General features: G+C 36.5%; 25 protein-coding genes and 1 pseudogene. 20 read left to right on the top strand and 6 right to left on the bottom strand.

The genetic code is table 11. The features are described from left to right. Positions 1-99: 99 nt before the first annotated feature. The 3 genes from LY60_RS08220 to LY60_RS08210 are packed head-to-tail and all read right to left on the bottom strand — an operon-like array spanning position 100 to position 4,100. The gene (locus tag LY60_RS08220; protein ID WP_145082329.1) at positions 100-543 is read right to left on the bottom strand and encodes an aconitase X swivel domain-containing protein; all 444 of its coding nucleotides are present in this window, start codon (positions 541-543) and stop codon (positions 100-102) included. Further along, on the bottom strand, positions 544-1,818 hold the full coding sequence (locus LY60_RS08215; protein ID WP_145082327.1) for an aconitase X: 1,275 nt from the start codon (positions 1,816-1,818) through the stop codon (positions 544-546). 11 nt (positions 1,819-1,829) lie between these two features. After that, complete coding sequence (locus tag LY60_RS08210) at positions 1,830-4,100, bottom strand: FAD-dependent oxidoreductase (protein WP_145082325.1); 2,271 nt, start codon at positions 4,098-4,100, stop codon at positions 1,830-1,832. 270 nt (positions 4,101-4,370) lie between these two features. Between LY60_RS08210 and LY60_RS08205 the strand changes: the two genes are divergently transcribed. The 9 genes and pseudogenes from LY60_RS08205 (at position 4,371) to LY60_RS08165 (ending at position 10,740) form a co-directional block, all read left to right on the top strand. Then, a complete protein-coding gene (locus LY60_RS08205; protein WP_246145397.1) occupies positions 4,371-5,240 on the top strand; it encodes a nitrilase family protein in 870 nt (289 codons plus the stop codon). 180 nt (positions 5,241-5,420) lie between these two features. After that, positions 5,421-5,960 carry a DsbA family oxidoreductase gene (locus LY60_RS08200; protein ID WP_145082321.1) on the top strand — a complete coding sequence of 180 codons (540 nt, stop codon included), beginning with the start codon at positions 5,421-5,423 and terminating at the stop codon, positions 5,958-5,960. A gap of 229 nt (positions 5,961-6,189) precedes the next feature. After that, on the top strand, positions 6,190-6,768 hold the full coding sequence (locus tag LY60_RS08195; protein WP_145082318.1) for a GNAT family N-acetyltransferase: 579 nt from the start codon (positions 6,190-6,192) through the stop codon (positions 6,766-6,768). Further along, positions 6,769-7,194, top strand: coding sequence for a RidA family protein (locus LY60_RS08190; RefSeq protein WP_145082316.1), 426 nt, complete (start codon positions 6,769-6,771; stop codon positions 7,192-7,194). Positions 7,195-7,230: 36 nt separating this feature from the next. Then, complete coding sequence (locus LY60_RS08185; protein ID WP_145082315.1) at positions 7,231-7,959, top strand: nitroreductase family protein; 729 nt, start codon at positions 7,231-7,233, stop codon at positions 7,957-7,959. 40 nt (positions 7,960-7,999) lie between these two features. Further along, a complete protein-coding gene (locus LY60_RS08180) occupies positions 8,000-8,839 on the top strand; it encodes a nitroreductase family protein (RefSeq protein ID WP_145082313.1) in 840 nt (279 codons plus the stop codon). A 46-nt stretch (positions 8,840-8,885) separates the two neighbouring features. Further along, positions 8,886-9,464 carry a GNAT family acetyltransferase gene (locus LY60_RS08175; RefSeq protein WP_145082311.1) on the top strand — a complete coding sequence of 193 codons (579 nt, stop codon included), beginning with the start codon at positions 8,886-8,888 and terminating at the stop codon, positions 9,462-9,464. A gap of 208 nt (positions 9,465-9,672) precedes the next feature. Further along, positions 9,673-10,245: pseudogene (locus tag LY60_RS08170) on the top strand (CD3073 family putative ECF transporter S component); the annotation flags it as partial. Then, positions 10,246-10,740, top strand: coding sequence for a CD3072 family TudS-related putative desulfidase (locus tag LY60_RS08165; RefSeq protein WP_145082307.1), 495 nt, complete (start codon positions 10,246-10,248; stop codon positions 10,738-10,740). 151 nt (positions 10,741-10,891) lie between these two features. On the opposite strand, the gene LY60_RS08160 is transcribed toward LY60_RS08165, so the two are convergent. Then, positions 10,892-12,277 carry a lipopolysaccharide biosynthesis protein gene (locus LY60_RS08160; RefSeq protein ID WP_145082305.1) on the bottom strand — a complete coding sequence of 462 codons (1,386 nt, stop codon included), beginning with the start codon at positions 12,275-12,277 and terminating at the stop codon, positions 10,892-10,894. Positions 12,278-12,431: 154 nt separating this feature from the next. Between LY60_RS08160 and pgsB the strand changes: the two genes are divergently transcribed. From pgsB to LY60_RS08125, 8 genes are all read left to right on the top strand, one after another. After that, entirely contained in the window at positions 12,432-13,520 is a 1,089-nt protein-coding gene (pgsB, locus tag LY60_RS08155) for a poly-gamma-glutamate synthase PgsB (protein ID WP_145082303.1), read from the top strand. After that, a complete protein-coding gene (pgsC, locus tag LY60_RS08150) occupies positions 13,517-13,945 on the top strand; it encodes a poly-gamma-glutamate biosynthesis protein PgsC (protein WP_145082302.1) in 429 nt (142 codons plus the stop codon). The genes pgsB and pgsC overlap by 4 nt, the downstream gene beginning before the upstream one ends. Before the next feature lie 24 nt (positions 13,946-13,969). Next, positions 13,970-15,025 carry a poly-gamma-glutamate system protein gene (pgsW, locus tag LY60_RS08145; protein ID WP_170226149.1) on the top strand — a complete coding sequence of 352 codons (1,056 nt, stop codon included), beginning with the start codon at positions 13,970-13,972 and terminating at the stop codon, positions 15,023-15,025. A 235-nt stretch (positions 15,026-15,260) separates the two neighbouring features. Then, positions 15,261-17,099, top strand: coding sequence for a dipeptidase (locus LY60_RS08140; protein WP_170226148.1), 1,839 nt, complete (start codon positions 15,261-15,263; stop codon positions 17,097-17,099). Between the two features lie 95 nt (positions 17,100-17,194). Further along, positions 17,195-17,836 carry a DUF6305 family protein gene (locus LY60_RS08135; protein ID WP_145082298.1) on the top strand — a complete coding sequence of 214 codons (642 nt, stop codon included), beginning with the start codon at positions 17,195-17,197 and terminating at the stop codon, positions 17,834-17,836. A 64-nt stretch (positions 17,837-17,900) separates the two neighbouring features. Then, a complete protein-coding gene (locus LY60_RS08130) occupies positions 17,901-19,229 on the top strand; it encodes a C4-dicarboxylate ABC transporter (RefSeq protein WP_145082918.1) in 1,329 nt (442 codons plus the stop codon). Positions 19,230-19,231: 2 nt separating this feature from the next. Further along, positions 19,232-19,405 carry a hypothetical protein gene (locus LY60_RS18030; RefSeq protein ID WP_019229078.1) on the top strand — a complete coding sequence of 58 codons (174 nt, stop codon included), beginning with the start codon at positions 19,232-19,234 and terminating at the stop codon, positions 19,403-19,405. A gap of 13 nt (positions 19,406-19,418) precedes the next feature. Further along, positions 19,419-20,582 (top strand): succinylglutamate desuccinylase, encoded by a 1,164-nt coding sequence (locus LY60_RS08125; RefSeq protein ID WP_145082296.1) that lies wholly within the window; start codon positions 19,419-19,421, stop codon positions 20,580-20,582. A gap of 102 nt (positions 20,583-20,684) precedes the next feature. On the opposite strand, the gene LY60_RS08120 is transcribed toward LY60_RS08125, so the two are convergent. Next, entirely contained in the window at positions 20,685-21,665 is a 981-nt protein-coding gene (locus LY60_RS08120) for an L-threonine 3-dehydrogenase (RefSeq protein ID WP_212633467.1), read from the bottom strand. Between the two features lie 319 nt (positions 21,666-21,984). Then, a complete protein-coding gene (locus LY60_RS08115) occupies positions 21,985-22,440 on the bottom strand; it encodes a hypothetical protein (protein ID WP_145082292.1) in 456 nt (151 codons plus the stop codon). A 173-nt stretch (positions 22,441-22,613) separates the two neighbouring features. Here LY60_RS08115 and LY60_RS08110 point away from each other — a divergent pair, with 173 nt between their 5' ends. The 3 genes from LY60_RS08110 to LY60_RS08100 all read left to right on the top strand — a co-directional run bounded on the left by LY60_RS08110 (position 22,614) and on the right by LY60_RS08100 (position 25,049). Further along, a complete protein-coding gene (locus tag LY60_RS08110) occupies positions 22,614-23,351 on the top strand; it encodes a DUF434 domain-containing protein (protein WP_246145396.1) in 738 nt (245 codons plus the stop codon). Positions 23,352-23,419: 68 nt separating this feature from the next. After that, a complete protein-coding gene (locus LY60_RS08105; protein WP_145082290.1) occupies positions 23,420-23,896 on the top strand; it encodes a flavodoxin domain-containing protein in 477 nt (158 codons plus the stop codon). Between the two features lie 286 nt (positions 23,897-24,182). Next, positions 24,183-25,049 carry a polysaccharide deacetylase family protein gene (locus tag LY60_RS08100; RefSeq protein ID WP_145082288.1) on the top strand — a complete coding sequence of 289 codons (867 nt, stop codon included), beginning with the start codon at positions 24,183-24,185 and terminating at the stop codon, positions 25,047-25,049. Positions 25,050-25,096: the final 47 nt, after the last annotated feature.

Here is a 25,096-nt window from a genome sequence, read left to right as displayed (position 1 = left end):
GTGGGCAAATCAGAGAAAAATTCTGATTTGCCCTTTCTTAATATTTATAGTGAATAATTTATTGCTTGTTGGAATTTTAGTCCTTAATATGATCAAGATTTAAATTACAGTAACAATGCCTTCGTCATCAATTGTAATCTGCATCCCATCCTTGACATAAGCGAGGAATTCTTCCCCGAGAGAGTCAACGACCGGCATGGAAATCCCATCCAGCCAAATATTAGCCAGAATGGCACCTGCTGCAGCAAGTGAGTCAATATGGTTGGCAAACAGCATACACGCAGGTTGACGGCCCATGGAGCAGGCAGTGTAAAGCACTAGACCGCCGGTTGTAGAGCCGATAGTCTGAGGCAGACATAAAGCCTTGCCGGCCATGGGCTTTCCATAAAGATCTTCATTGTTCTGATCGCTGCACTTGGAAGTCTTATCACCGAACTGCAGCGCTTTCTGGAATGAAGCAAGTGTATTCAGACCACCGTGGGAGACAAGAGCTTCCGCCTTTGAGGTGCCGGGTGTTACAACGCGTCCTTTAAATGTTTTCATTTACTTCCCTCCTTTTGTAATCTGGACCAGTATTTCATCATCAGTGAAATATCGTGCGGTGGTATATGTGCGCAGCTTGTTGCTTGAGGTTATGACCGGCATTTTTCCGCTCAGAGGGTTGTTCATATACATCAGGGGGCATATATAGGAGGTAATGACACCGGTAGCGTTCAGCCGCGCTGAATAGGACGTGGTTTCAAACTCCTTCAAAACTCCTGGTGCTGCTGTAAACACAGTGGGAATAACGACCTTCTTGTTTCCATACTGCTTCAGTGATGATTCTACCTTGTCTGTCCAGTCCTTAAGTTGCTGCAGGCTCATATGAGGACATCCCATGAAGCATAGCTTGGGTTTGGCATCAATGTTTTTCCACATTACAGGATAGTTGTCATAAACACGCTGTAGCTCATCATCGTCTATGACGTAGATCTTTGCACCGTCAGCAATAAGCTGTTCTCCTTGCTCTACGGCTTCCGGCGTCAGACCGTCAATGTGATACAGACCCACTGCACCATTGGAGGCGGTTGCTGCGCCGAAGTCCTTAAGGTATGTACAGGCATCATCATCTAGGTTATTGCCCAGCCATTTGTCAAGGCCTTTTACATATGGAACATCTTCCATTACCTTCATGCCTATTGCAGATCCAAGGAGTTGCGCTTCCGGCTTTTTAGATGTTTTAACTTCTACAATCCAGTCTGCCTTGCGGCCTTCATCGGTAAGAAGGCCAAAGTAGGGCACAAAGCCTACGATTGAGCCCATGATGTCGAGTATACCGGAATTGCGGTTGCAGCGGGCACCCAGCACGGAGTTGGCATAGACAACGGCAGAGGATTCAGACCAGGACAGGACATCACCCTTGTTGGGTTTATTTCCAACGGCATCCATATAGCAGGTGCAGGTAAAGGCATCATCGTTGAGGAGGCCCAGCTTTTTCAGCTGATCTTCATAGTAATCTTGCTTGTTGTACATAAACTTTTTGAAAACCAGATTTTGTAAGAGACCGGATGGAACATTTTTATCCATGGGTCTTGGGTCTGCAGTGAACTTTTGGCTTGATACAGCGCCCGCATCAATAAACTGGTTCATCAAATCATAGACCGGCTGCAGAGCACCGAGTCCAAAAGAGGTGACAAGGTGGTTATATTTACTGGTTACAGGTACCATCGTTTCTGCATCAAAGGCTTCACCAAACATGACTAAGGTCTTCATTACCTTTGCCAGCGTTTCACCCTTTTCACCGTTTAAAATGGCTTGTTGCTCAGGTTTTAAAATCATAGATCTCCTCCTTACAGCTTTACAGCAAGATTATATGCTGCCCGGTTTGCTTCCAGTACTCTGCCGGCGGCGAAGCTGTCTCCGATATTGTAGATTTCATGTGCTGCGTGGGCTTCCTGCAAAGCATAGTACAGGCTGTCATCAGGTTTGCCGCCCATGGCAAACACCACCAGATCGGCATCCAGAAACTCTTCTTGATATTCATCCTTTACCTTGGGTGCAAGGGGATTTTCAATATTTTTTGGCAGGATGGGCTGCCAGGTGTTATATGGGTTGGGAACATTCTTATGAGTGTTGCGGGAAATCTTCACCTTGCTGTTTTCAAAGCCCTTTACCATTGCCATATTGATGAGTTTTACACCATTTTTTTTCATGTAATAGATCAAATGGCCGCGGTTCGCGGTGCAGGCCCCATCCATAAGGTAAGGCAGCATTTCTACCACAGTAACATCCATATTTTTTTCAAAAGACAGCCAGTAGGCAGTTTCGCAGCCAACCACACCTCCTCCGATAATTACAACCTTCTTTGCCTCTCCCAGCAGCTCAGGATTCTCCAGCAGTTCTGTTGCCTGTGCAGTCTTCATATTTTCATAGCCTGGGACATTAAGTTCTGCTGCTTTGGTGCCGATGGCGGTCACGATCGTATCATAGCTTTTCTTCTTCAGGGTATCCAGGTCACATTCTGTATTAAGAAAAACATCGATCATGCCTTCTTCGACCGCTTTTATCACTGTTGCTTCCACATACATTCGGTAGTTGTTAAAGTCAAATTTTCCCTTAGGTGTTGAGCCGGGATTCATCTTGCCGCCAATGCTGCCGGATTTTTCATACAAGTCAACCTTATGGCCCCGTGCAGCAGCTTGTAAGGCAAAGTTGCATCCGGCTGGCCCTGCGCCAATAACTGCAATGTGTTTTTTTATTTTTGCATCAGCAGGAATTGCCGTATGCACATCTTCAAATCCGGTTCTGGGATTTACAGCGCACTGGGGATGGCCGCCATCAACGAATTCATTGATGCATCCCTCCTGACAACCTATGCATGGACAGATTTCTTCAACTTTACCGGCATACACTTTGTTAGGCCATTCAGGATCTGCCAGAAGCGGGCGTCCCAGCATCACCATGTCGCACATATTGTCCCGAAGTGCCTGTTCTGCGAGGTCAGGATAGCCAAGCTTTCCTACAGCCACAATGGGAACCTCTACACCTGCATTAGACTTGATGCCCTTATTATTGAAATAATCCTTGGCGTACTTGCTTATCTGCAGGAAGCAGCCTGCGGGCATGCCTGCAGGTGGGTGGGGCAGCCACCAGTTATCGTAGCATCCCAGGTCAACGTCGAACATGTCAACGCCGGCTCTGACTAAATCTTCCATGTACTCAAGAGTATCCTCAATGGAGCGGCCATTGGTGAATTTTTTTAAAGCACTTTCCTTTTCCATGGTTGAACCATAGGTTTCATTCAAAGCAAGACTTAAGTCTATGCGGTACATAATAGGGTATGCTGGACCTGTTCTATTGCGGATTTCTGTAACAAGGTCAATGCCGAACTGCTTCCAGTTGGCATAGCGACCCATTTTTCTGCGGTTAAAGGCAGGATTGGTCATTTGTTCAAGCAGGTAACCCTCATGACCGTGGAGATAGACACCGTCTAAGCCGCAAGCCTTGGCATCTGCCGCTGCCTGACCTGTGTTTTTGACAATCTTCTTCAGTTTCCCGTCGGAAATCCTGGCGCAAGGAATTTGAGAAATATAGAAATTAGGATTCCACGATGCTGAAACCGGGAATTTTAATTCATTGACCAGGCATTGTGGATTACCCACACGACCAAGACCTGGTGTTAACTGTATAAAAATTCTGGAGCCGAAAGCGTGGCAGCCCTGCGCCAGATCGCGCCAGCCAGCTTGTACTGTGCGGCTGCGGTCTATCCTGGGGAAGTAAGACAGTTTGCCCATTTCTGTGATAGAGTTGTCAATGCCGTGAGAAATTGGTATGAGTCCGGTGGTCAGAAGACCGGTGCCGCCCTTTGCTCTTGCGAAGAAATACTGGAGCATCTTGTCGTTGGGACGTCCTGTTTCCTCGCACATGTCGATGTTGCCCATAGGAGCCATGACGATGCGGTTCTTGATAACCAGATGATTTACACGAATGGGACTGAATATAGAATCATAAGGATACAGATTCTTTGTCATGGAGCCCATTGACTGCTGCGAACGTTTTCCGTCGGAAACCCAGTTACCGTAGCTGTCGATAAGTTCTTGTACCAATGCATCTGTTTTCATAAATTAACACTTCCTTTGCTTTTATAGTAGTGCGTGTTTCCATTAATTTACATATACTCACTTTTATGATATAATAAAGATAAGAAAAGCACAAGATATTATTTTGTGAAATATTCAACAAATAAATAGACGTTTGTCAAAAAAATCTTTGCTTAATTAATGCTTTAGATGGATAATGGATATAGGGACGGGGCCTTTTATCGTTTTCGATATATATTCGTAAGGTTCTTCACTAAAATAGTACATAATTTATATAAACAGGAGGAAGAAGTGGAAATTAAAAAAAAGAAACTGGACGTTAAGGTTGCATGTTTGCAAATGGATGTTAAAATAGGCGACATTGCGGGAAATATAAAAAAATCTGTGCATATGATAAATGAAGCTGCAGATAATGGGGCCAAGCTTATAGTTATGCCTGAAATGGCCAATTCAGGATACAATTTTGATAACAGGCAAGAAGCAATTGACTTAGCAGAGAACATCAATGACAGTGAAAGTGTAAAAGCATGGAGCAAGACAGCCCGTGACAGAAATATCTACATAGTGTCAGGAATTACAGAAATTGATGGTTCTGATTTATACAACACTGCAGTGCTGATTGGGCCCGAGGGTTTAATTGGAAAATATAGAAAGCTACATCTGTGGGAAGATGAATTTTTGTGGTTTGAACCTGGAAACCTGGGACTCCCTGTATTTCATACACCAATTGGCAAAATTGGAATTATAATTTGTTATGACATGTGGTTTCCTGAAACATACAGAATTCTTGCGGCACAGGGAGCAGATATAATTTGTGTTCCTACAAACTGGGTTACCATTGACAGTCTGCCTGATAATATGAAAAACTTCGGACCTGTACTTGCTATGGCAGCTGCACATTCCAACGGAATATACATAGCTGCTGCTGACAGGGTCGGAATAGAAAGAGAAATGGCATTTCCGGGCAGAAGTTTAATTGTAAGAACAGCGGGAATTCCAATTGCAGGACCGGCAGACGATACAGAACAAATTATATATGGAGATTGCAATTTTGCTAAAGTAAGAGCCCATGGAACAACTAAGTATAATTCAACAAAAAAAGACAGAAGATTAGATGTATATGATGAATTTTTAGGATACGATCCATCAAATTTTAGGTAATACAGTGTAGTAATTTCTATTGCTTACAATATAAAACAAAGTGGATATTAAGTTCTGCAAAGTTCTGAGTTTATTTTACTTCAATAATGGGTATAACAAAGAAAAGAACTTAAATGCAAAGGAGCTAATATGATAAACAAAATATTAATTTTTTCAGATTATGCGTGACCATTCTGTTATATAGGCAAAGGTATTGTCGATGAATTAAAAAAAGAATTTGATATAGAAGATGAATGGATACCATATGAACTGCATCCTGAGGTTTCTAAAGAAGGTGACAAAGTTTCAGATCTTTTCCCGGGAATGTCAGTGGAAGATATGTTTAAAAACATAAATAATATGAGCAATAAGTATGGTGTTAAATTTAGCGGAGTTGATTTGATTTCAAATACACATTTGGCTCTGCTTGCTAGCGAATATGCTAAAGAAAAAGGTAAATTCCATGAGTTTCATGATAAATTGTTTTATTCGTATTTTACTCAGGGGAAAAATATCGGTGATGTTGGATTGCTTAAATCAATAGCAGAAAGTATTGGCCTGAATAAAGATGAAATGATGAAAAGGCTGGAAGATGGTTCTTATGAAAGTAACTTGGCAGAAGCAAAGAAATCAGCAACACATTATGAAGTAAACAGCACTCCAACATTTATAATAAACGACAAATATGCTATAGTTGGGGCGCAATCTATAGAATCATTTAAAAATGTATTGAATAAGTAATAAGTAATCCTTGGGTCAGTCTCAAGGATTTTTATTAGCAAGTCATGTTTGTATATGTTGATTAATACTGAACAAATAGTTATAATGTTGTTAGTACAGGAGAAATATAAAGGGATATAATTTCATAATGAGTAAAACGATTGCAAAATTATGTAGCATATAATTTACATAGTTAATAATATTGTTAGATAGATAATGTTTTAAAATTTTACACTTTTAGGAGGATATTATGAAATATGAAATTAGAAAATTAAATGCTGAGTTAGCTCTAACATTTGCAGATTACCTTGGAAACCTTGACTTTGGACATGCACCACATTGGGCAACTTGTTTTTGCAGATATTATCACACAAACTGCTCCAGGGATGAATGGCAGCAAAGATCAGGTGCAACAAATCGTCAAGAAGCAATAGAGAACATAGAATCAGGTAAGATGAAAGGTTACCTGGCATTTGATGATAACAAATGCATCGGGTGGTGCAATGCAAATGATGTAAATGAATATTTGAGGTTGAAAGATGATTTAGAGGCATTAATCAAAGACAAAAAAACGGGCTGTGTTATTTGCTTTGTTATTCATCCTGAGTACAGAGGACAGGGGGTTGCAAGACAATTGCTTAAGCAGGCCATAGAAGACTTCAAGGTTCAGGGATATGAAGCTGTAATTGCTCTTCCAATTGAAAATAAAAATGAACCTGAGAAACTGTACAGGGGTACATTGAATATGTATAAGGAAAATGGTTTTAAGGAAATAGAAAAGCAGGATAATATGAGCATCATGTGGCTGGATATAAGAAAGGATAATTAAATGTCAAATAAGATATCTCTCATAAGATCAGAAAATCTGGCAAAAGTAAGCTATGCTTATGCCAGCAAAGTACCAGAAGGAATGGAACTGTTATTTTTATCCGGGTCGTGTCCAATCAATAAGGATAGTAAAGTCAGTTTAATAAATGATTTTGAAGGACAGGCTAAATTGTGTGTTGATAATTTAAAAGAAGCATTAAAAGAATGTGGTGCCTCAATAACAGATGTCGCATATACAAGAATATTAGTAGCATCCCAAGACAGAAAAGACTTAGTTAAAGTGTGGAATGTAATAAGTGATGAATTTGGTGAACATGATGTACCAAGCACTTTATCAGGTGTTACTGTATTAGGATATGAAAACCAATTGGTTGAAATTGAAGCAGTTGCTGCTGTAGAAAAAAAGACACATAAAAATATTCAATAATTATTAACAATTGGCATATAAAATTTCGGAGGGAAAATGAACGAAGTTATAAAACTATTAAAATCTCACACTTCAATCAGAAAGTTCAATCAAGAAAAAATTACAGATGAACAAATTAAGCATATTCTCGAAGCTGCTATGCAAGGAGCAACTGCAGGAAATATGATGGCTTACAGCATTATTAAAATCAGATCAAAGGAAACATTGTCAAAGCTTGCAAAAAGCTGTGATGACCAGCCATTCATTGAAGATGCAGATCTGGCGCTGTTGTTCGTTGCGGACAGCCACAAATGGCATAGATTATATGAACAAAGAAATATTATTGATGATTTTCCGGATTATAAAGGACCATGCATAAGTGATTTCATGCTTGGAGTTGAGGATGCAATGATTGCTGCTCAAAATGCTGTTATTGCTGCTGAAAGTCTAAGTATAGGAACCTGCTATATAGGGGATATTATTGAAAATTATGAATATCACAAGGAGCTTTTTAATCTTCCCAAGTACACAATGCCCATAGCTTTAGTAGTAATGGGAAACTATGACACAAAGCCGCAAATAAGAGATAGATTTGATAAATCATGTATAGTGTTTGATGAATCGTATCCAACAATAACAGAAGAATTCATCAATAATATGTTTTCAAAGGAAGAATTAAAGGATAATGATTTTGCTAAGAGGTTTTACAAAAGAAAAATGGATGCACCATTTTTTAAGGAAATGATAAGGTCAATAAAACTTTACTTTAATGAATGGAATGCTTGAAAGAAGTTGTTTTAAAAATTATTCAAGGGGTGATTAGATTATGAGAAACATTGATTGGGAAAGTGCTATAAACACACGAAGGTCTACGAGAAGTTTTCAAAATATAAATGTAGAGACTGAAAAAATGAACATGATTAATAGTTTTATCAGTGATATGAATATGCCCTTTGAGCACAATGTAAAAGTAAAAAAATTTAAAGCAAAATCTGACAAGAAGCTTTATACTGTTTATAACGCACCTCCTGACAATCTGGCATTTATGTCTAAAACTGATGTATACTCAATTTCTGCCGCAGGATTTGTTGGAGAAGTTGTAATTTTATACGCTACAAGCATCGGGATTTCAACATGCTGGTATGGACATTACGCTTTGGCTGAATTGGAAAGTGTTATGCCTCACTTAGGACAATATAAAAATTTGCAAAATCCGAAATGGGGCTATGGTAAAGATGAAGTTGAAGGCGAAAGAACAATCTGCATAACTCCTCTTGGATACGGGAAACAAGACGGTGTCAGGTTATTTGACAGAATACAAGAAAATCTAATAAGTTATAAACGAAAACCCATAGAAAATTTCCTGGATGGAGACATAAAAAAAGATGAACTTTCACCGGAGATTTTATATGCTTTAGAACTTGCACGTAAGGCTCCATCAGCCGCTAACACCCAACACTGGCGTTTCTTAATTTCGTCTGACCAAAAAACAATTTCCATATATATGCCAGTCGGTTACAAACACATAAAATGGGAACACCCAGATGTTGATATAGGAATTTGTGCCAGCCACTTTTGGCTTGGGCTTTTAATGAAGAATATAAACTGCATTGTTTCACTCACTGTAGAAGATGGTCGAGCAGTCTGGAGATTTCAGATTGAATAAGCTAATGGAAGTATTATACGCAATTATAAATTTTCAGGAGGAGAAAATGAATTATCGTAGAGCTGAGTTAAAAGATATTCCCGGTATCATAATGCTGGAGAAAAAATATCACAAAAATTCAATCAGTGAAGAGGATAAACCTGATGGATTCATTGGAACCTTTTTTTCTGAGAATAAGCTGAAGAGATTAATAGAAGAAGAAAAAAGTCTGGCTGTTGCTTGCGATGGGGACAAAGTGATTGGCTTTGCTGGGGCTGTATCTTGGCAGTTTTTGAAAATATGGCCAGTATTCTATCCCATGATTGATGACTTACCTAATATTAAGTATAAGGACAGAGTGTTATCAATAGACAATTCATATCAGTATGGACCTGCCTGCATTGATAAAGATTACAGGGGAACTGAGGTATTGCCTAATTTGTTTGAATGTTCAAGGCTCTTGATGAAAGACAGGTACCCAATTTTAGTAACTTATGTAGATCAGAATAATCAAAGGTCATTTCAAGCTCATTCAAGGAAGCTGGGGCTTGATGTAGTTAAGCAATTTGAATTCCACAGCAATAAGCTTTTCGTTCTTTGCTGCGATACATCCAGGAAAACACCCGGGTCTAAAGGCATACAATAAACAATTGTTGAAATACTATATTGCGACCGTTGAGTAATCAACGGTTTTTTTGTAGTTTTTAAATTAAAAAACAGACGATTTTACATATATTAACCTTAGATGTCACTTGCTATAATATATTTTTATAATTGACAGTTAATGTATGAAAAACATGAAATTGACTTGAAATCAGCTGTCATGATAATCTGAATATGCAAGAAATTTAACAAACAAGGAGAGAGTCATGAACAGAAATAATTCAAATTTTAAACTGGTTTTTTCAGCATTAGCAATTGCAATCAATATTGTATTAGGAACTGTAATAGGATTATTGAACATACCATTGTTGTTTCTTGATACAGTGGGAACAATTTTCTCGGCTGCATTATTCGGACCTTGGTACGGAGCAGTAGTTGGAGGATTAACCAACGTAATTCAGGGTATTTTAACAAACCCGAAAGATATTCCATTTGCATTGGTTAATATTGCAGTAGGTATTATAGTGGGATTAATAGCAAGAAAATGGAAATTTAATTTTAAAACATCTATTTTTACAGGGTTAATTTTGTCTGTGGTTGCTCCTCTCATAGGAACTCCAATCGCCACATATGTTTATGGAGGTATTACTGGAGATATCAACGACGTATTTTTTACATGGCTGGTTCAATCCGGACAATCTATTTTTACTGCAGCATTCATACCTAGAATAACAAGCAATATTGTTGATAAAATTGCAAGCTGCATATTTGTTTCTTTATTAATCAGCAAAGTACCTGCAAAGTATACCCAAGGAAATAATTAAATGGAAAGAAGCAAGCGTGTTATACTGGTTTCTCATTGCATATTAAATCAGAATACAGTTGTATATCCCTTGGCAAGAGCCAAAGGTGCGTATAAAGACATAGTGATGGAATTAATTAAAAATGATATAGGAATCCATCAGCTTCCATGTCCTGAATACAGATATTTAGGATTAAAAAGAGAACCTATGACAAAAGCGCAATACAATACTGAAGGTTTCAGAAATATTAATAAAAGCATTGCAGCTGACACAGTAAATATTATAAAGGAATACATAAATAATGGTTACGAAGTTTTAGGAGTCATAGGCATTAATGAAAGTCCCACATGCAGCATCAACGGAGATAAGGGAATATTGATGGAAGAGCTCATAAACATGTTATATCATGAGAATATCAAGATAAGTTATATGGATGTTCCAACTGATTATCACGATGGTGAAAAAGGCGAGAAGTTTATTGAAGAGATAAAAGTATTGGTATCAAATCTTCTTTAGAAATTAATGGTTTATAGTTTTTAAACAAAATGCATGGCATCAGCTTGTGCCATGCATTTTGTTATGTCTATAATGATTACTGTTATAAGTTCAAATGTAATGGATGCACTGGAACATATTTAATAATCACTCTTAAATTCAACTTATATATTTATACAATTAATTTTTTAATGTTTATTAAAATGTCTTTTAAGTTAACAGCAAAGATTAAAACAAATAAAAATATTTCAATCAATATCCAATGAGGTGCTTCAAAAATCATAATAGTGCTTTGTATCAACAGTATAAATGTATTAAATAACAGTTTTTTATTGCTGCAGTTTATTTTTATGAATTTCCTGGTGTTGAGAGCTCTTAGCACAAACACGGCAGCATAGCTTAAAAATGTTGCAAAACCAGCACCATTTACACCAAACTTCGGTATAAGAATTAAGTTTAACATAATGTTGACCAGGGCACCAATAAATGTTGTTATAAGTGATAAATTGCTTTTCTTTTCTACAAAATATATGCTACCTAAAAATGTAGCCAGGCATGAATAAGAAGTTGCCATAACTAAAAACGGTACATAGCTCCAGGAAGCGTAAAAAGCATCTGAAACCAATATTTTGGTAATGGCTTTTACTGATAATATCAAGACGGATGCAGATATAAAAATCAGAGATGAATACGATTTAAAAACATTTGTGAAGAATTTTTCGCGATATTGCGCATCCTTTTCTGAAACTGCTGATAACTGCCATGCTTCTGAAAAAATACTGGACAATAATGTTACAACCGTAGGAATTTTGTAAGAGATTGCATAAAGTCCATTTGCTTCAGCACCAAGCATGTAGGCTACAATAAATCTATCAGATACATTTGTAACCCACCAAAAAATAGTTGATGGAATCAGCGGTATTGAGTATTTAAGCATATTTATTGGTGTTGATTTTTCCTTTTGCTTAAACTTTATAAATTTATACAACTTTGCAGTATAAAATAAGAAGACAACTGATAAAAAATCAGATGAAATAATCGCCAGAACATACCCGTTAATGCCGAGCTTTAATACTACAAGGTACAAAATGTTAAAAGAAATAGTTGTTATTGTGCTTAAAACACCTTCAAAGGCATACAGCCTCACTAGTTTTCTTGCTCTTATAAATTGTGAACATAATGTGCGAAGAGATGACATTAATACAAAAATATATATAAGTGCAGTATAATCTGATACATATTTTATTTTGGACAGTATAGGTTCTAATAATAAGAATATTAAGAAACCTCCCAAAATGGTAAATAAACCTGTTGAAAAAACGTCAGATGAGCTATTGCTTTTATCTAGTCCAAATCTTATTACACCATTTGCTATTCCCAGAGAAACAATCGGTATGAGCAAATTTGATGTTTGAACAATAAGATCCACAACTCCATAATCGGTGTTTGAAAGTACTCTTGTATATAATGGCAACAGCAAAAAAACTAATATTTTTGAACTAAAGGTGCTGATACCAAATATGAATGTATTATAAATAAGGTTTTTATATTTATTCACTGTTGTTCTCCTTAATTAATGCCTGAAAAATCCTTTATTATGATACAGCATAAACATGATAATAGCAATATACAAAAAAAGCGCGCATGCGCTTTTTTTATGGAATAATATTTTAAAATGATACTATAATTATATCAATGAATGGAGGACAACCATGTTACAAATAGCCATATTTTTATTAATAACTTATATAATTTATCTAATCTATGAAAAAAAAGCAAACAATATGTATCTGTCCACATTCAAATGTATCATACATGTTAACGGTATAAGAGGAAAAACCAGTGTATGCAGACTTATTGATGCTAATCTAAGGGGTGCAGGATTCAGAGTTTTTACCAAGACTACAGGAAGCACACCTGTTTTTATAGATACAAATGGCAGTGAGCATCTCATAAGAAGAAAAGGTACGGCTAATATAAAAGAACAGCTTAAAATAATAAAGCTGGCTTATACGGAAAATGCTGAAATACTTATTCTTGAATGCATGGCAGTAAATCCTGAGCTGCAAAAAATTTCTCAGAAAGAAATAGTCAAAGGAAATCTGAATGTTATTACAAATGTTCGCTACGACCATATTTTTGATATGGGAGAAAGCCTGGACAAAATTGCAGAAAGTCTTTCTACTACTGTTCCTGAAAATGGAATTCTGTTTACATGTGATGAGAATTATTTTGAGTATTTCCGCAATATATGCAGTAAAAACAACTCTGAAGCAATTCTTTGCAGGACGGATGAATTTATAGAAAATGAAAACTATGCAGCAGCATATGAAATTGGAAAGTTATTTGGTATTAACAGGGAAAATTTTTTAGAAAATATTCGGAATTATAAAGAAGACTTCGGAGCACATAAGTTATATGAATTATCAGACAATATAAAATTCCTGAATTTGTTCTCAGTAAATGATCCGCTTTCTACAAGAAATGTACTTAAGAAATTTACAAAGGATACAGAAGACATTACTTTTATATATAATAACAGGTTGGACAGGCCAGACAGACTTCTTTTGTTTTCAAGATATTTTTTTAATAATATGAGTTATAAAAGAATTATTATAATAGGTGAAAATAGAAGCTTTGGAATAAGACATCTCAGAAAGGAAGGTTTTTTGAATGTAACAGAACTTCCTGACTGGCAGAATATATTTAATATTAAAGATTCAAGAATGATTGTAGGAGTAGGAAATATAAAAGGCAGCGCATATGAACTAATAAATTATCTGGAAGAGGATAACAAATGAATGAGCTGATTATTGTTTCATTGATTGTAAGTATTATATTTGCAGATATGACAAACATAATACCCGGAGGAATAATAATACCGTTTTACTTTGCACTGCATATTTATGATCCAGCTAAAATAGCTGCAACAGTACTTACTTCTATTGCATGTGTATTTTTTATTAAATTTTTGTCAAGATATACAATACTTTATGGCAGAAGAAAATTTGCTATGTACATAATCATTGGAATAATAATAAAAATAATATTTACATATATATACTTTGGCAATACATATATGTTTTATAACCTGTCAATTACTATAGGATATGTAGTGCCTGGAATTCTCGGAAGGGTTATGGAACGCCAGGGTATCATAAAAACACTTGGTAGTCTATCTATAGTGGTTCTAATAATTGCAATAGTACAAATATTGTTAATGTAGATAAAAGACCGAATGGAGATAATTATGAATAAAAAATATTGTTTGCTCATTGCTCTGTTTATAATTCTATTATCTGGATTTTTAATTTTAGAAAATAGCAAGGTTACTACATATTCCGAGGACTATGAAATTAAATTAGAAGCATCAAGACTTACAGCACAATGCTTTGAAAAAATAAAACAACTAAAAATTAAAAAGAATATAAACATAGATAAGTCTACAGATCTTAACCATACAGGTATGATTGGACAGGATTTTTCTGAAATAACAACTACACTTGGTAATCTTGAAGCAAAAAGAACATCAACAAATCCAAATATGTCAGCAGTTATAGTCCATATGTTTAATGAACTTAGATTGCAGCCCAAAGACACGATTGCTGTAAACTTCTCAGGATCATTTCCGGCTCTAAATATTGCTGTCATGTGTGCAATTGAAAAAATGAACTTAGAACCTATTATTATATCATCAATCGGGTCATCTACTCACGGAGCTAATGATACTGAATTAACATATCTTGATATGGAGAATTATTTGTACAACGAAGGTTTAATAACTAACCGCAGTTCATACTTCTCAATTGGAGGGATGTATGATATTGGTCAAGAAATGAATCCTGAAACAAGGGATAAAATTGTGAAAAGACTTAGAAATTATGGCTATAAGCTTTTATATGATGATGATTTGATACATAATATAAATGCAAGGTATGATATATATAACAGTGTCAATGATGTAAAATGTTTTGTAAATGTTGGCGGCAATGATGCTTCATTTGGAGATAGCAATGTGATGGTTTATGTTGATGGAGGTATAATCACTGAACTGCCAAATAAGGATGATTCTACGGGTCTCATTCAGCTTTTCTTAAAAGACAGTAAACCTGCAATACATATATTAAATATAAAAAGTCTTGCTGCTAAGTATGGTCTTCCAGTTGATCCGCTGCCACTACCATCTGTAGGAGAAGGTGGTGTATATAACACTTATAAATATAATAAAATTCTGGCAGCAGCACTTGTTGTTGCAGCGTTTGTGTTATTGTATGAGATTTATTTTATAAATAAAAATAATGAATAATTATTGAACATAATTGAACCACATTGCTTTTTATTGCATAGTGGTCTTTTTATTTAAAATATCCAACATAAAAGACAACTAATTATATTTGATGTTAAAGGACATGTTATTTTTTAGTCATGCATACAATTTAGTATAGCAACTACTACTTAAGAAATAAAAAAGGGTGATTTAATTAATAAACTGTTTTAGAATTTTTTGCTATCACAAATTTATTTTAGGAGGTTGTAAAAAAATGAAACGTATTAGAAAATGTTTTATTATGTTTATTGCAATCCTAATGGTTGTGTCAACTTTTACCTCAGCCTATGCTTGTACGTCTATGGGAGTAGGTAAGGATGCATCTGTTGATGGATCAGTTATGGTTACACACACCTGTGATGGATGGTATGATCACCGTATTCAAATCATACCAGGCGGAAAACACACTGCAGGTGAAATGGTTGAGATTTATCGAGATCCTTGTAATGATACAAGGCCAAACAAGGTTCCTGAAAAAGTTGGAGAAATTCCTCAGGTTGAAGAAACTTATTCTTATTTTCATATAGGTTATCCATTTATGAATGAGAAGCAGGTAATGATGGGAGAGTTCACCTGGAGCGGCAGAGAAGAAGTCAGCAGTCCTCAGGGTTTGATGGTTATTGCAAATCTAGAACAATTAGCCTTGGCACGTGCTGCAACTGCAAGAGAAGCAATTGAGGTTATGGGTGCTTTGGCAGAAGAGTATGGATACTGCGATGGCGGTGAAACTCTTATTGTTGGAGACAAAAACGAAGTTTGGGTTTTCGAAGTTTGCGGTGGGGGTATGTTATGGGAACCAGGCAGCGGAAAACCAGGTGCTCATTGGGCTGCTCAAAGAATTCCAGATGACGAGATGTTTGTAGGTGCAAACCGTTCACGTATAGGAGTTATTGATTTTACCGATAAAGAAAACTTCATGTATTCAACTGACATTACACAGCTCTCAAAGGAAATGGGATGGTGGAGTGAAGGTGAAGATTTTAACTATGCTAAGTTGTTTAATCCGGAGCCATACGGAAGTCCTTTCTATGCTGCTCGGCGTGAATGGCGTGTTTTCAGCTTAGTTGCTCCATCACAAGAATTCCCTACTCTTGATAGATATGAGCAGTATCCATTTTCTGTTAAGCCTGATCAAAAGCTTGCAGTGAAGGATTTAATGGATATTTACAGCGATCACTATGAAGGTACTCCTTATGATTTAACTAAGGGCCTTGCTGCCGGACCTTTTGGAAATCCAACAAGGTGGGGTGTTAAGGGCGATCAGAAGCCAGGTACTATAGGAGAAGACCGTCATGACTGGGAACGTGCAATAGCCCTATACAGATGCTCTTATAGTTTCGTTTCGCAGAGCCGCAGCTGGATGCCTGACCCTGTAGGAGGATTATTATGGTTTGGTCAAGATTCTCCTGACACAACTGTTTATGTTCCTATGTATTGTGGTGTTACAGAAGTTCCGGAATCCTGGTCATCAGGATTAAGACACCAATTCGATCCTGACAGTGCATGGTGGGCATTTAACTTTGTAAACAACTGGGCTAACCTGCGCTGGGATGCCATGTATACAGAAATCCGAGAAAAAAAGGCAAGCTACGAAGATGTGTTCTTTGCAGATCAGAATGAGATAGAGGCTGAAGCTGCAGAATTGTTTAGCAAGAATCCTGCAGAATCTGTCAGATATCTCACAAAATACACCAATGATGCTATGAACACAGTTGAAGATGGCTGGTGGGAATTTGCCTGGTACTTGGTAGGTAAATACTACGATGGTATGTCTATTAACGAAGATGGTTCTTCTACTACACTGGGTTATCCAATGGCATATCTTGAGGCTGTAGACTATGCATCAACAAGTGTTAATGACTATGCCATGACCCAAGGTAAAGTTCAGGAACCTGAGGCTGTTCCAGAAGAAGCTCCTGCACCGGCAGAACCTGCTGCAACTCCAGAACCTCAGCAGCCAGAGAAAAATAGCACAGCTCTTGTAGTAATTCTTGTAGTCATTGTCATTGCAGCAGCATGGTTTGTAATTAGTAAAAAACGTAAAGTAGACTAACAATCTAGAAGTATAATAACAGTTAAATGACAACGGCTTGTCACCGATATGCGACAAGCCGCTTTCATGTTACTTTTAATTAAGGAGATGCAAAAATGAAAAAGCTAAATATTATAATTACCATAATGGTACTTGCTATGATGATTATGATGACATCATGCAGCAAAAATACAACGGAACCTTCTGACAACACAGTAACTGAAAAACCTTCAGAAGAGGAACCTGTATCTGAAGAACCTGCATCAAAAGAACCTAAATCTGACGTTACTCTGGAAGGTCCTTTCATTGTCACTACATGTGGTCAAAGCCCAGGTGCTGTCATGATGAACATGGTTGCTGTTCAAGCCGGACTTACGTCAGTAAATGACAACAACTTGAATGCAGATAGTCTTAAGGCTGATGAATATAAGACACTGATAGTTACAACCGGCACAAGTATGAAAGGTATGGGGGCAGCAGGTACAGATGTTAATGCTGAAATTGAAAGATGTGTTTCTGTCATTAATGCTGCTAAAGAAGCAGGGTTGACAATAGTAGGTGCCCACATAGAAGGAATGGCTCGTCGTACAGATAGTGCTGATGCAGCTTCAATTGACGCTGTTATGGAGCTGGCTGATGTGATTCTGGTTATTGAAGAAAGTGACAGTGATGGTTTCTTTACAAAATATGCAGAAGATAACAACAAGCAGCTTATAAAGGTTGAAAACACACTTGCAATTTCTTCTGTTCTAAAATAGTATTTTTGTCTTGAAATATTATTAGTTACACATAGATAATAGAAAGGAAGTATCTAAAGTGACAATGTTACAACATTCACTGCTAGTATTGGTCTCCATTGCAGTTGTATTTGCCATAGCTAAAAAATTGAGGCTGTCAACTGAGATTTCCATGCTTACTGCAACTATAGCAGCAATTCTGGTACATGTTATACTACCTTCCGGTGAAGATCCGCGTTCTGCAATTTCATTTTTAGAGATGATCAGACACTTAGCTGAGGGTACTGTAACATATTTTGATGTTTGTTTAGTCTTTCTAACAGCCACATTTTTTATGACTCTTTATAAAGAATCTGGAGGTGTAGCATACATAGTCAGGCAGATTGTTAAAACATTCTTTGCTCACCGAATAATATGCTTGCTATTGTTAACATTTGTTATGCTTATTCCAGGGGCTATAACCGGGTCTGGTGCCACAACAGTTTTAACTGTTGGTGGACTTGTAGGTGCAGTATTGGCAGCAATGGGAATTTCAGAAGATAAAAGGGTTGCATTGATTTTTATACTTGCTGCTATGAGTGCAGCATGCCCGCCTATAAACCTCTGGGCAATGATGGCCGCTGCAGGTGCTAATATGCCCTTTGTCGGTTTTACAATCCCACTTGCTTTTTTATCCATTACCGGTGCGCTTTTTGCAACATTTTATCTGGCTGGTCGAGGAAAGTTGGTTGACCTTGAAAAGACACTTGCAAAAATTCCTGAAGTGCCTGCAGGATGGAATGGAGTTCGAGTTATTCTGCCTTTTATAGTCCTGATAGGCATTGTATTGGCAGGAAGGATTTGGCCTTCTAATTTTCCTGTTGTAGGATTACCTTTAATATTCATGCTTTCTGCCGGGGCAGTTCTGCTTGTCAGTCCGAAAAGAATTAATGTATTTAATGTAGCAGTTACAACTGTGACAAATCTTAAAGGTCTTGTAGGAATCATGGTAGTGGTAGGCATGTTAAATCAAATTATGACTCTTACCGGAGCCCGTGGATTGCTTTCACTGGCAGTTGTTACACTGCCAATTGCTGTACTGTTCGGAACATTGTGGCTTATTCTTCCTGTTGCTGAAGGTGTTCTCCAATATGCTGTTGCACCATTGTTTGGGGTTCCCCTCATAATGCTTTTCAATATGTTAGGCTATGATCCGGTAATTGCTTTATCTACATGGGCAGTTATGCTGCCTTTAGGCGATTGCTTACCTCCTACTGCTGTTGTAGGAAGAGCAGCAGTGATGGAATTGGAGTACAAAGGTGGATATTACAGGGATTTTGTTAAAACTGCTCTGGTACCGATGTTCTTTATACTTGCTCTATGTACCATCACAATGATTTTCTGCAATGAGTTCGGCGCAATTATAGGAGGTTAATTATGAGTACACTTCAAGCAATTAATTCAATAATAACTGTAGCATGCTATCTTAGCAGTGCATTTTTTCTGGCTGCTATTGTCAAGGTTTTTATCAAGACAAGAAACATACAGGATGCAATTTTGTACAGCATAATAATGATTCCGTTTGTATTGCGTATTTTGCGCCTTAAGTAAAGGAGATTTGATTATGAAAAATATTAAATTTATAAAGGTGCTTATCATTGTTGTTGTATTATGTGTCATTGGCATTTCTGGATGGCTGTTTAGAGAGCAGCGTACATTTAAGGAACCTGTTGTAGTAAGCGAAAATATTACAAATGTAAAGAAGCTCAGCGACTATTCGGATGTTGTAAAGGGCACAGTCAATGATTGTAATGTATACATATTCGACAGCGGAGTAGAAGGAGGCACAATGCTCATGTTTGGAGGTTCTCATCCTGAAGAGCCTGCAACAAATATGTCAGCGCAGATTTTCACGGAAAACCTGAATGTGACTCAAGGCAAGATAATTATAATTAATAGGATAAATACAAGCGCATCCACATGTACGCGCATGGGTGAAGCGTATCCTCGTTTTTATCACGTGAATACTCCTTGGGGTGAAAAGACATGGAGATTTGGGGATAGAACTGCAAATCCTCTTGATTCATGGCCTGACCCTGAAGTCTATATACATTACCCCAGCGGTCAAAACCTGGCCTATGTGGATATTCGCAACATCAATCGTAATTGGCCCGGTAAAGCTGACGGTTTGTTAACTGAACGTACAGCTTATGCAGTAATGAAACTTATTGAAGCTGAAGGTGTTGATATGACACTTGACTTCCATGAAGCTGAGCTTGAATATCCGGTTGAGAACACAATCGTAACCCATGAAAAGGGTAATGATGTTGCTGCAATGACTTCTATGATGTTAACATCACAAGTATTTGACGTGCCAATAGGCATGGAATTTTCTCCTAAGGCATTACATGGTCTTAGCCATCGTGAAATAGGTGATTACTCTGAAGCAGCTTCATATTTGGCTGAAGTTGCAGAACCGATGCTTGATAGAATCAGGGGCATAACAGATGAAGAGTTGCTTATGTCTGGTAAAGATCGTTTTGTCATGAAAGCCGGAGAACATGGTCTGCTTTACGCACCAATTGACGAGAATGGCTGGCCAATTGATAAACGTGTGGCACGACATGTGGAGACTGCAAAAACCATTATACAGGTAAATAACATGGTTCGTCCTGAGCAGACCATAATATTTGATGGAATTCCCAGCTATGAGGATATGCTGACAGGCATAGGCGCTTATTATAATAATCCTTCCACTGCACCTCAAAACCTTGTTTATTACGACTAAGACTAAAAAAGCTGTTGCTAGAAATTTAATATTAAATACAGTCTTTGTTATAAAAGCCTCCTACGATTTTGGATGTCATAGAAGGCTTTTTTAATATCTAATTTACAGACTTTTTCCTGCTGGTTCTCGAACATCTAGTTTAACCCTAAGCTTTTCAAGCATATCTTTTGTCATGGATTGTAGGTCATATTTTGGATTCCAGTCCCATTGTTCTCTGGCAGCTGAATCATCTAAAGAATTTGGCCATGAATCCGCAATTTCCTGTCTAATAGGATCAACATCATAGAGCAGCTCAAATTCAGGTATGAATTTTCTTATGGAATCAGCCAACATCTCTGGGTCAAAGCTCATGGCTGTGACATTATAAGCATTGCGGTGCATAAGTCTTTGGGGATTTGCCTCAATTAAATCAATAATAGCACTTAGCGCATCCGGCATATACATCATATCCATATAAGTTCCTTTTCGGATAAAGCTCGTGTATTTTTTGTTTTTTAACGCGTCATAATATATGTGTACTGCATAATCCGTGGTTCCGCCGCCGGGCAGCGTCTTGTATGATATAAGCCCCGGGAAACGGACACCCCTAGTGTCAACACCGAATTTTTTATAGTAATAGTCACATAACAGTTCACCTGCTGCTTTTGTTACTCCATACATGGTGTTGGGTCTTTGAATTGTTTCCTGCGGAGTGTTGTCCTTAGGTGTTGAAGGACCGAAGGCAGCAATGGATGAAGGTGTGAACACCATACAATTTCTTTCCCTGGCTGTTTCCAGGACGTTGTACAGTCCGTTCATATTTATATTCCAGCATTGCTGGGGATCTTTTTCTCCTATTGCTGACAGAATGGCAGCAAGGTTTACGATTGTGTTTATTTTGTGCTTATCTACGGCAGCTGACAATGTTACAGGGTCATTGATATCAATGATTTCAAATGGCCCGGATTCAATCAGCTCTTCATGACCTTTCTTCATACTTCTGTTACTAGCCACCACATTGCTTGAACCGTAAATTTTACGCATTTCGGCAGTTAATTCGGAACCTATTTGTCCCAATGCCCCTGTTATTAATATTTTTCTCACCATATACCTCCCATATTAATTACATAATATTATGCTATAACTTAATAAATATATTCAGAATAAATCAAATTGACAATTATTAAAATTTCTAGAGATAGACTAAATTTTTTTTAATAACTCTATTATTATATATATCCATTATTCCATTAAATTAAACTTGATTAAAGAATAAAATAATTTACTAAATTTTTTAAAAAATATATTTATTTAAATTAATAAAAAAAACAATAAAAAAGTACGTAGCTGTAACAAGAGCTACGTACTTTTATTCAAAAATGAGCAATATAAAAATTGATAAATCATCATATCAACTGCTTTGTTATTTAAGCTTGGAATTATCGTAATTGTATGGAATGCTGGTGCCAACTGTTACATCTTCGATTTTTTCAATTATAAGCCAATCATCCATGTTGCTCTGATGATCAAAATTTAATGGAGCTATTTCTTCAACATTATCAAATTCAACAAGACAAAGACATTTTTTGTTCCATCGTTCAACTTGTTTTGGAGATAAATTTAATTTGGATTGATTTTTGTTTATTATTTCCAAGGATTCTTCTGGAGTAAGCTTAACGTAATTTTGCACTGAAGTTACTGCTGCTTTAGCAGTTATTAATCCGGTCCCTTTTTTCATGAAATACAATTCTTCGCCTTCAAACACTCTGCTGTGGGGTATTTTTCTTCCTGCAGCACTTCTGATTACCATATGTTTTGATTTGTTTAATATTTTTTCTAATACTTTTTCCTTATCATCACAATATACTAAATGTACCATAATTCCTCCATGAGCGTTATTAAACAATCATCTGTTTAATACAAAAATATCCCTTATGGCATAAATTGTCAATATAATTATTTTTAGGCAGTTACTTTATTCACACAATTCGAATTTAATGGTATAATATTTTATATTTATAAAAGCATAATAAGATAATTTAAATATGAGAATTGAAGAAGAAAGCTGGTAAACATTTGTCCCTTAAAACAGTCAAAAGGGGTTTTGACCCTGAAGATATTAGAAACTTTTCACCGGAAAATATAAAGAAACTTACAATTGCTCAGGAAGAGGTTCAATGGCTGTTGGACCGTGGTTATAAAATAAAACCAATCATTGAGCTTGTGGGCAATCACAATCAATTTTCTTTAAGAGCAAGAACAGCTCTTCAAAGAGCTACATCCTCAACTGATGAGTGCGAAAAAAGAAAATTTACCATGCTTTCATTGGATCATGCAAAGGAAGGCTGCTTATTTATTGATGGGTTCAATTTAATTATAACCTTGGAAGTTGCTTTGTCTGGAAGTCCTGTATTGCTTGGCAAGGACGGAGTTTTAAGAGATTTGGCAGGACTTAGGGGTACATATAAATTAATAGATAAAACTGACATTGCATTAGAACTCATAGGAAAAACATTAAAAGAATTATCAGTTCCTAATGTTAAATTTTATTTGGATTCTCCTGTTTCAAATTCGGGCAGACTGAAAAGCAGAATAATAGAGTGTTCAGAATCATGGGGAATACCGGTTGATGTTGAGCTTATACCAAATGTTGACACTGAATTGTCGCATATGGAGAGGGTAGTAACAGGAGATTCAATAATATTGGATGAATGTAAAAGCTGGCTTAATTTATCAAGAAAAATTGTTGATGATTACATACAAGATGCCTGGATTGTAGATTTGCACTGATTTAAAATACTAATCATACATGGCATTTAAACCGTGTTGTATAATTAGAGAAAATAAGAGAGGAATTTATGAAATCTTTAATTGTTTATTGTTCTGAATATAAGAGCAATACTGAAAAAATTGCACGAATATTTGCTGAGAAAACAGATTGTGAGCTGATTAATATCAGGAATGTAAAAGATGTTAGTGATATTAACATCGAAAACTATAATTTGATTGGGTTTGGTTCTGGAGTATACAGGGAGAGTATTTCGCCAAAGTTGGTTAAGCTGGTTGACAAATTGAATCTGACAGGAAAAAATGTATTTGTTTTTTCAACTAGTGGAGCTGGGATGAAATATTATAACAATAATCTGATTAAGCTTTTGGATAAAAAAGCAGCAATATACAGAGGCAGCTTCGCATGTAAAGGAAGCTTTAATGCAAGGGAATTTACTGATAAAAAGATTTTTGAATTCATGGGAAAACTATCAGAAGGACATCCCAATGATAGAGATTTAAAAAAGGCAGAAAAGTTTTTTGCGACAGTATTGGATTCGCTTTAAACAGTTTTTTATACTACACCTTCATACACAATCAGACTATTGACAAGCCGCGATGCTGTCATCCTGAACGATAGTGAAGGATCTCATCTTTGTTGAGAAAATGAGATTCTTACGTCTTGCCTCAGAATGACAACGCCCAAATAATATACATTGCCATCAACCTGAATTATAATATTATAATTGTGTTTTTTATATCCAAGCATATATGCTTGTCAAATATCCAATCCATGTAATTTTAAATTTTAATGTACATATACTGTAATACATAAAATTTTAGGGGGATGTTGTGGCAAACAGGGCTTTAGTTATTTCATTATCTTTAATAATGCAGCTTTCAATTTATACCGTCCAGGACGTAGATGCTAACATTAATAGTGACACTGCAGATTATAGCATGAATCAAGAGTATAGTGAAAGCTATGATCAGCAGACTGATATATTAGAATTTGAAACTGAGATTTTAATAACAACCGATGAAAGTCTCAAAAATCCGGAAATTGAGAAAATAAAAACTGACATAAAGCAAGAAAGCAAAAGAGAAATTGATCCGAACAAGCCAATGATAGCTTTGACATATGATGATGGTCCATCCAAGTACACTAAAGAAATTCTAGATTTATTGAAGGAAAATAATTCGGCTGCAACTTTTTTTGTTTTAGGGTCCCAGGCAAGCAAGTATGAAGATACTGTTAAACAAATGATTGAAAATGGAAATCAAATTGGAAATCACAGCTATGACCACAAAAGGTTGACTTTGTTAAATGATGAAGAACTATACGACCAAATAAATAAGACTGACAATTTAATCTATGAGATAGCCATGTACAGACCTTTTGTAATGCGGCCGCCATATGGATCAACAACAGAGGCTTTAAAAGAAAAAATTCAAAAGCCTATTATAAACTGGTCAATTGATACCCGTGATTGGGAAAGCAGGAATGCAGAAACAATCACAAAAATTATTTGTGAAAATGTAAAGGATGGAGATATAATTTTGATGCATGATTTATATGAATCATCCTTGGAAGCATCAAAAAAAGTAATTCCGGAGCTCATAAACAGAGGTTACCAGCTAGTTACAATCAGTGAGTTGTCAGAAAGCAGAGAAATTATTTTAAGAGCAGGACAAACATATTACAAAATTTACAAATGAAAAGCAGTCTAGTTTTCATATATTCTTATAAAAAGCTCCATCTATTA

Origin of the sequence: Sedimentibacter saalensis, assembly GCF_007830175.1 — a bacterium.
Lineage (GTDB): Bacteria > Bacillota > Clostridia > Tissierellales > Sedimentibacteraceae > Sedimentibacter > Sedimentibacter saalensis.
Note: the sequence above shows the minus strand (reverse complement) of the source record. Positions and strands in the feature narration are given on the sequence as shown.

What these genes read in the sequence shown, in the direction of transcription:
- LY60_RS08220 (WP_145082329.1), bottom strand. Translation starts at nt 543, where the DNA reads ATGAAAACATTTAAAGGACGCGTTGTAACACCCGGCACCTCAAAGGCG.
- LY60_RS08215 (WP_145082327.1), bottom strand. Translation starts at nt 1,818, where the DNA reads ATGATTTTAAAACCTGAGCAACAAGCCATTTTAAACGGTGAAAAGGGT.
- LY60_RS08210 (WP_145082325.1), bottom strand. Translation starts at nt 4,100, where the DNA reads ATGAAAACAGATGCATTGGTACAAGAACTTATCGACAGCTACGGTAAC.
- LY60_RS08195 (WP_145082318.1), top strand. Translation starts at nt 6,190, where the DNA reads ATGAAATATGAAATTAGAAAATTAAATGCTGAGTTAGCTCTAACATTT.
- LY60_RS08190 (WP_145082316.1), top strand. Translation starts at nt 6,769, where the DNA reads ATGTCAAATAAGATATCTCTCATAAGATCAGAAAATCTGGCAAAAGTA.
- LY60_RS08185 (WP_145082315.1), top strand. Translation starts at nt 7,231, where the DNA reads ATGAACGAAGTTATAAAACTATTAAAATCTCACACTTCAATCAGAAAG.
- LY60_RS08180 (WP_145082313.1), top strand. Translation starts at nt 8,000, where the DNA reads ATGAGAAACATTGATTGGGAAAGTGCTATAAACACACGAAGGTCTACG.
- LY60_RS08175 (WP_145082311.1), top strand. Translation starts at nt 8,886, where the DNA reads ATGAATTATCGTAGAGCTGAGTTAAAAGATATTCCCGGTATCATAATG.
- LY60_RS08165 (WP_145082307.1), top strand. Translation starts at nt 10,246, where the DNA reads ATGGAAAGAAGCAAGCGTGTTATACTGGTTTCTCATTGCATATTAAAT.
- pgsB (WP_145082303.1), top strand. Translation starts at nt 12,432, where the DNA reads ATGTTACAAATAGCCATATTTTTATTAATAACTTATATAATTTATCTA.
- pgsC (WP_145082302.1), top strand. Translation starts at nt 13,517, where the DNA reads ATGAATGAGCTGATTATTGTTTCATTGATTGTAAGTATTATATTTGCA.
- pgsW (WP_170226149.1), top strand. Translation starts at nt 13,970, where the DNA reads ATGAATAAAAAATATTGTTTGCTCATTGCTCTGTTTATAATTCTATTA.
- LY60_RS08140 (WP_170226148.1), top strand. Translation starts at nt 15,261, where the DNA reads ATGAAACGTATTAGAAAATGTTTTATTATGTTTATTGCAATCCTAATG.
- LY60_RS08135 (WP_145082298.1), top strand. Translation starts at nt 17,195, where the DNA reads ATGAAAAAGCTAAATATTATAATTACCATAATGGTACTTGCTATGATG.
- LY60_RS08130 (WP_145082918.1), top strand. Translation starts at nt 17,901, where the DNA reads ATGTTACAACATTCACTGCTAGTATTGGTCTCCATTGCAGTTGTATTT.
- LY60_RS18030 (WP_019229078.1), top strand. Translation starts at nt 19,232, where the DNA reads ATGAGTACACTTCAAGCAATTAATTCAATAATAACTGTAGCATGCTAT.
- LY60_RS08125 (WP_145082296.1), top strand. Translation starts at nt 19,419, where the DNA reads ATGAAAAATATTAAATTTATAAAGGTGCTTATCATTGTTGTTGTATTA.
- LY60_RS08115 (WP_145082292.1), bottom strand. Translation starts at nt 22,440, where the DNA reads ATGGTACATTTAGTATATTGTGATGATAAGGAAAAAGTATTAGAAAAA.
- LY60_RS08105 (WP_145082290.1), top strand. Translation starts at nt 23,420, where the DNA reads ATGAAATCTTTAATTGTTTATTGTTCTGAATATAAGAGCAATACTGAA.